General features: G+C 64.1%; 5 protein-coding genes. 1 reads left to right on the top strand and 4 read right to left on the bottom strand.

Annotation, left to right across the window (positions count from 1 at the left end):
• The first annotated feature begins 216 nt into the window (after window positions 1-216).
• Window positions 217-549 carry a hypothetical protein gene (locus DTX69_RS26205; RefSeq protein ID WP_162917574.1) on the top strand — a complete coding sequence of 111 codons (333 nt, stop codon included), beginning with the start codon at window positions 217-219 and terminating at the stop codon, window positions 547-549.
• Between the two features lie 21 nt (window positions 550-570).
• Here DTX69_RS26205 and DTX69_RS26200 read toward each other — a convergent pair whose 3' ends face one another.
• The 4 genes from DTX69_RS26200 to DTX69_RS26185 all read right to left on the bottom strand — a co-directional run bounded on the left by DTX69_RS26200 (window position 571) and on the right by DTX69_RS26185 (window position 6,701).
• Entirely contained in the window at window positions 571-2,253 is a 1,683-nt protein-coding gene (locus DTX69_RS26200) for a methyl-accepting chemotaxis protein (protein ID WP_119304540.1), read from the bottom strand.
• Between the two features lie 13 nt (window positions 2,254-2,266).
• Window positions 2,267-2,896, bottom strand: coding sequence for a hypothetical protein (locus DTX69_RS26195; protein ID WP_284736080.1), 630 nt, complete (start codon window positions 2,894-2,896; stop codon window positions 2,267-2,269).
• Window positions 2,897-3,067: 171 nt separating this feature from the next.
• Complete coding sequence (gene clpB, locus DTX69_RS26190; protein WP_119304539.1) at window positions 3,068-5,662, bottom strand: ATP-dependent chaperone ClpB; 2,595 nt, start codon at window positions 5,660-5,662, stop codon at window positions 3,068-3,070.
• A gap of 157 nt (window positions 5,663-5,819) precedes the next feature.
• A complete protein-coding gene (locus tag DTX69_RS26185) occupies window positions 5,820-6,701 on the bottom strand; it encodes a DUF4167 domain-containing protein (protein WP_119304538.1) in 882 nt (293 codons plus the stop codon).
• Between the last annotated feature and the right edge of the window lie 258 nt (window positions 6,702-6,959).

Here is a 6,959-nt window from a genome sequence, read left to right as displayed (position 1 = left end):
ACCATCGAAACCACCTGGCGCGGCATCGGTCAGCTCATCGACGTCTTCACACCACAGGAATGCGCTAACTACTTCAGAAACTCAGGATACGCTTCAGAATGAAGGAATCACGCTCTAGGCGGGCCCACACGTCACGAACCCGGAAGATTCGGCGGAGAGCCTTGGTGTTCTCCGGTCCGGCCGTTGTGCCTGTTCTGCAACGGCGGGATACTCTCCATGTTTACGGAAGACCCGAGACAGGAGGACGGAGAAGCCGTGCGATCGCTTCTATTCAGCCTGTTGCTGGCAATGCTAGTCCCGGTGGGTGCAGCAGCAGAAGGTGCGCCGCAGCCGAAATATCCGCCCGGTTTCGATTGCTCTGCAGTCGCCGCCGGCTCGCAGCGTCAGGCCTGCAATCGCTCGCAGCTTAAGCCACCCATGGGCGCAATCCCCGAGACCCAGCGCGCCAAGCCGCAGGGCATTACCCAGCAACCGACGCCGCCGCTTCCATCGAACGCCAAGCCACCGACCATTCCTGCATTGCCGGGAACCATCGACAACAGGAACTGAGTGCGAAACCGTCCGCGCCGCCTAGACGGCGCGGATGTTGCGCACGAAGTGCTCGATCACCTCGCGTATATTGTCGGTATGCGTGCCGAGCTGATGCGAAGCGTCGAGCACGGTGGCCGCGGCACCCTTGGTACCTTCGGCGGCGCGCGCTACCAATTCCACCTTCTGCGACACTTCCGCGTTGCCGGCGGAGGCTTCCTGCACGTTGCGCGCAATCTCGCGTGTGGCGGCGTTCTGTTCCTCCACGGCGGCGGCGACGCCGCTCGAAATCTCCGTCATCTGCTTGACCTGCGTGCCGACCGAGCGGATCGCATCGGCGGTCGACTGGGTCGAATTCTGGATCGCGGCGATCTGCACCGCGATCTCATCGGTCGCGCGCGCGGTCTGGTTGGCAAGGCTCTTCACCTCGTTGGCGACGACCGCGAAGCCCTTGCCCGCCTCGCCGGCGCGCGCTGCCTCGATCGTCGCATTGAGCGCCAGCAGGTTAGTCTGGTTCGAGATCTCGGTGATCAGCCGGACGACGTCGCCGATCTTGGTCGAGGCTTCGGTCAGCATTTCGACCCGCGCCGTGGTCTCGTCGATCGAACGCTCCGATTGCGAGGCGATGGTGGCCTGAGTGGACACTTGCCGGCTGATCTCCATAATCGAGGAGGATAGCTCCTCGGTCGCCGCCGCGACGGTCGATACGTTCGCGCTGGCCTCTGCCGCCGCCGCCGCGACCTTTTGCGCTTGTTCGAGCGAATCGTGCGAGGTGTGGTCGAGCGCGCCTGCGGTCTTGTCGAGGGTCTCGGCCGATCCCACCAGCGCCTTGAGAATGGCTTCGATATCGCGATCGAAGCGCTGGGCGAGCTGCGCGATCTCCGAGGCGCGCCGCTCCTTGGCGGCCTGGTCGCGCGCAGCCTCGGCCTGAAGCTCCTGATTGCGCTGCATATTCTGCGCAAACACCTCTACCGCGCGCGCCATGTTGCCGACCTCATCGCGGCGGTCGGCGAAGGGGATCGCGACTGTCATATCGCCGCCGGCAAGCTGGTTCATGGTGCCGGTGATCGAGCGGATCGGCGCGCCGATCGAGCGCGACAGCCAGAAGAAGAAGCCGATCGAGGCCGCCAAGGTCACAACCGCGCTCAGCAGCACCGTGATCGACGTCGTCTCGAGCGCGTCCGTCTTCTCCGCGCTGGCCACGGCGGAATTGGCGTCGAGAACGGCGGTCACGGCCGCGCCGGCGGCCTCCAGCTTCGACGTCAGTTCCTCACCGGCGCCGGTGACTTCGATGGCGCGCGCCTCGTTCACCGTATCGGGATGGCGCATTAATTTCAGCTGGCGCGCGGCGGGCCCGGTCCGCCAGGCGTCGACGACGGCGCCGATCTCCTTGACGCTCGCGGTCAGAGCGTCGTCACCCGCCGCATGCTGCAGCGCCGTCTGCAACGCCGCGTCGAACTCGCCGCTGAGGGCCTCGAATTCCTTGCCGTACTGGGAGCTGCCGGTGACCAGGAGCCCGCGCATCGCCGCCTGCATTTTGGCCGCGTCGGCCAGGACGGTATTGACGCTCTTGGCCTGCAGCACGGTCGCGTCGCTGATGCCGCTCGCCCGTTCGATGCGCGCGGATTGCAGGTGCGCGATGATGCCGGCGAAGACGATCACGACGCCGAGGATGGAAAAGGCAGCAATGAGCTTTTTTGCGACCGAGAGATCGGAAAGACGCATAAACGGATACCCCTTAGAGGCCGGTCTGGAGCCGGCGCTGCAGCTCGGTCAGATTGATTTCGGCGGTGGCCGCGCCGATCGCGGCCTTGCTGGCCGGATCCACGATGGTGAAGTTAACCTGAGCGCGCCAGGTCTGGGTTTCGTCGTGATATTCCGGCTCGTCGATGAAGACCGCGTCGGGTCCCACCGCGAAGGTCTTCAGGAACTTGGCTTCGTCGCCCTGCCAGTAATCCGAGGTGACGGAGCTCTGGCCGACATTGAGGCCGAACCTGTCCATGATGAAGATCTCGGTGAAGAGGCCGGCGGATTTGGCCTGGGTGTAGAGCAGATAGCTGGACAGCGGGCTGCTCAGGATCTCCGCAATCAGCGGCTGATCATCGGACTTTGCCTCGCTCTTCCAGGCAGCATCGAGCTGATCGATCTCCGCCTGCTGCACGCCCTCGTGACGCTTGTTCGAGGATGTCACGGACAGGATGGTGACCGGCTGCTGTAATTGCTGACGCAGGCTTGCCACAAATTCCGGCGTGATGATATCGGCGGAAATCGAGGAGGGCGCGCTCGCCGTCTCTTGCGCCAGGGAGTGGCCGCTCAGACTAAGCGCCAGGATTACAACGGTGGCACTAAACCGGCCTCGAACGGACATGTTCTCACCATGAGCAAACGAACCTGTCCGTCGTATAGGCGGTATGATGTAAACAAATCGTCAAGCTGTGCTGACTAATACGTCCGCATGGGTCAACGCGGCGCCGAGACACGAACGGCATAAGCAAACGTTGGATGCTGACGCCGCTCAAGCAGATTCAATTCCTGCTTTCTACGCTGCTTCGGACAGCTTCTTGCCGTCGATGGTCAGCCCGTCTCGTTCGGCGGAGACGCGGACGACATCGCCCGCCTTGAACCGCCCCTCCAGCACCAACGTCGCAAGCGGGTTCTGCAGCTCGCGCTGGATGACGCGCTTCAGCGGCCGCGCCCCATAGACCGGATCGTAGCCGGCCTCGCCCAGCCATTCCTTGGCACTGTCGTCGAGCTGCAGCTCCAGCTTGCGGTCTGCCAGCAGCGCCTGCAGCCGCTTGAGCTGGATCGCCACGATCCCGGTCATGTTCGACCGCGACAGGCGGTGGAACAGGACGATCTCATCCAGCCGGTTCAGGAACTCCGGCCGGAAGGCCTGGCGCACGACATTCATCACCTGGGCTCGGACCAGCTCCACATCTTCGCTGTCCTTCTGCGCAGCGAGGATGTCGCTGCCGAGATTCGAGGTCAGGATGATGAGCGTGTTCTTGAAATCGACGGTGCGGCCCTGCCCGTCCGTCAGGCGGCCGTCATCCAGCACCTGCAGCAGGATGTTGAAAACGTCCGGATGCGCCTTCTCCACTTCGTCGAACAAGATCACCTGATAGGGCCGGCGTCGTACCGCTTCGGTCAGGACGCCGCCCTCCTCATAGCCGACGTAGCCCGGAGGTGCGCCGATCAGCCGTGCGACCGCATGCTTCTCCATGAACTCCGACATGTCGACGCGCAGCAGCGCCTGCTCGTCGTCGAACAGGAATGAGGCGAGCGCCTTGCACAGCTCGGTCTTGCCGACGCCGGTCGGACCAAGGAACAGGAACGAGCCGATCGGCCGGTTGGGATCCTGCAGCCCGGCGCGCGCGCGGCGCACGGCATTGGAGACGGCGACGATCGCCTCTTCTTGGCCGATCACCCGATCGCCCAGAACCTTCTCCATGCGCAGCAGCTTGTCGCGCTCGCCCTCCAGCATCTTGTCCACCGGAATGCCGGTCCAGCGCGAGACGACGGAGGCGATGTCTTCGTCGCTCACCACTTCGTTCAGTATGCGGTGCTGCTGTGCATTCTCCGCTTCCTTCAGCTTCTTTTCCAGACCCGGGATCACCGAGTAGGTCAGCTCGCCCGCGCGCGCGAAATCGCCGCGGCGCTGGGCCTGCTCGGCTTCCAGCTTGGACTGGTCGATCTGCTCCTTGAGCTTTTGGGTATCCTGCAGCGTGCGCTTTTCCGCCTGCCATTCCTCGGTCAGCCGCCGCGACTGCTCTTCCAGCTCCTCGATCTCGTCGACCAGGGTCTTCAGCCGGTCCTTGGACGCCTCGTCGCTTTCCTTCCTCAGTGCCTCGCGCTCGATCTTGAGCTGGACCAGGCGGCGGTCGATCTCGTCGATCTCCTCCGGCTTGGAATCGACCTCCATCCGCAAGCGGCTGGCCGCCTCGTCCATCAGGTCGATGGCCTTGTCGGGAAGGAAGCGGTCTGTGATGTAGCGGTTGGAGAGCGTCGCGGCGGCCACAATCGCGCCATCGGTGATGCGCACGCCGTGATGGAGCTCATACTTCTCCTTGAGGCCGCGCAGGATCGAGATCGTGTCGGCCACGTTCGGCTCGCTGACGAACACCGGCTGGAAACGCCGAGCCAGCGCTGCGTCCTTTTCGATGTGCTTGCGATATTCGTCGAGCGTGGTGGCGCCGACGCAATGCAGCTCGCCGCGCGCCAAAGCCGGTTTCAGCATGTTGGAGGCATCCATCGCGCCTTCCGCCTTGCCCGCGCCGACCAACGTGTGCAGCTCGTCGATGAAGAGGACGATATCGCCTTCCGAGGCGGCAATCTCCTGCAGCACGGCCTTCACGCGCTCCTCGAATTCGCCGCGATATTTCGCGCCGGCGATCAAAGCGCCGAGATCCAGCGACATCAGCGATTTGTGCTTCAGGCCTTCCGGCACGTCGCCATTGGCGATCCGCAGAGCAAGGCCTTCGACGATAGCCGTCTTGCCGACTCCGGGCTCGCCGATCAGCACGGGATTGTTCTTGGTGCGGCGCGCCAGCACCTGGATGGTGCGGCGAATCTCTTCATCGCGTCCGATGACGGGATCGAGCTTGCCCGCGCGCGCCTGCGCCGTCAGGTCACGGGCATATTTCTTCAGCGCGTCGTAGCTGTCTTCGGCGCTGGCACTTTGCGCGGTGCGGCCCTTGCGCAATTCATTGATCGCGGCATTGAGGCCCTGCACCGTCGCGCCGGCATCCTTCAAGACGCGGCCGGTCGACCCGTCGCTGGACAGCGCAAGCGCCAGCAATAGGCGCTCGGCGGTTACGAATCCGTCGCCCGCTTTCTCCGCGAGTTTCTCCGCTTGGTCGAGCACGCGCGCCAGTTCGGGCGCCATGTAGACCTGGCCCGCACCGGAGCCTTCGACCTTCGGGTGCTTGTCGAGCGCCTTCTCGATCGCGGCCAAGGCGCGCGCGGGATCGGCACCGGACTTGCACAGCAGGCCGGCGGCAAGGCCGTCCTTGTCATCCAGCAAGACCTTCAGAAGATGTTCGGGAGTGAGCCGCTGATGACCCGATCGAAAGGCCAGCGCTTGCGCAGCCTGCAGGAATCCACGCGACCGTTCGGTGAATTTTTCCAGATCCATAATCGCCCTCGCTCAAGCGCGCCCGATCAGGTCAGCACGCGCTCTTGGATGCTACCCGAGAAAGCCCGAAAGCTTATCCCTGGAGACGATATGGGAATGCTTAACGTATAAACAAGAGGCGCGCCCGCCGCAGTCGAGGGCGGGCGCGCAAGCAACTTTACTCCGGGTCCGCCTGTCCGCGGCCCTGAGCCTCGGTTTGACGGGCCTCGTTCCCGCGGCCATCGCCCTGTCGCGATCCGCGGCGCGGGCCGCGAAGCCGCTGGCGCGGCGCGCGAACCGTCCGCTGTACGCCCTCTTCCGGCTCCTCGGCGGCCGCCTCGGATGCTTCGGCAGGCGCTGCAGGCGACGGCAGCAATTCCTCGGGATAATCCGGCTGGTCATCGCTGGCCACCGGCGGGGTTGCGCCGGCCGGCTCGCTCGGTGCGGTATAAGACGGCTGCTGATCGGCCCGGTAGTTGCCGTAGTTGTTCCCGTGGCCGTTGGGTTGGGTGGCACTGCCGCTGACCGGCTGCGAGGCTTGGCCATCGCCATGAGAACGGCCCTGCTGGCCGTGCTGGCCATGCTGATGGCCGCCCTGACGGTGCCCACTCTGTCCCTGATGGCCGTGGCTCTGGCCGGCCTGATTGCCGGGATTATCGCCCTGCATGCCGTCTATGCCCTGGGCACCGGGGCCGCCGGAATTGTACATCGCGGCTGACAGGCCTTGGCTCACGTTCTGCACATTCACGTCGGCAACAGAGAGTTCGCGCCCGCCCATGCGCGGCCGCTGGCCGTCATTCATGGCGCTCAGCACCCGGTAGTAATGGTCGGCATGCTGGAGAAAGTTCTCGGCGGCAATCCGGTCGCCGGCAGCGCCCGCATCGCGGGCCAACTGCAAATACTTTTCCAAGACCTGATAGGCATTGCCGCGGACCCGTACTTCCTGCCCGCTGCTGTCAAAAGACTGAACTTTGTGCTGGCCGCCACCCATCCCGTGGGGCTTTCGCGGACCACGGCCGCGAGCGCGTCGGTTGTTGTTGTTGTTGTTGTTCTGTTTCATGTGAGCGTCATTTCGTCATCGACTGTGATCGAGAATGGCAGATCAAGCCGCATGTCGGCGTCCTTGCGCGTTTTGCAATATCTCGAAGCGGCTATACCGCTTCCCCTTGGCGCTAGACGCAGTCAATGTGCGGAGGCGCTGTTTTGGGGCTGGCTTCGCTGTGCGATGGCCGGCTTTCCCCCGGGCGCGGCCCATGGTCAGCCCCGACTGCCGGCGCTGACCCTAATCATTTCAGGGCGGCTTTCCAATAGCTTTTTT

Source organism: Dongia deserti, assembly GCF_003574735.1.
GTDB classification, from domain to species: Bacteria; Pseudomonadota; Alphaproteobacteria; order Dongiales; family Dongiaceae; genus Dongia_A; species Dongia_A deserti.
This window is presented reverse-complemented; position numbering and strand designations above follow the sequence as displayed.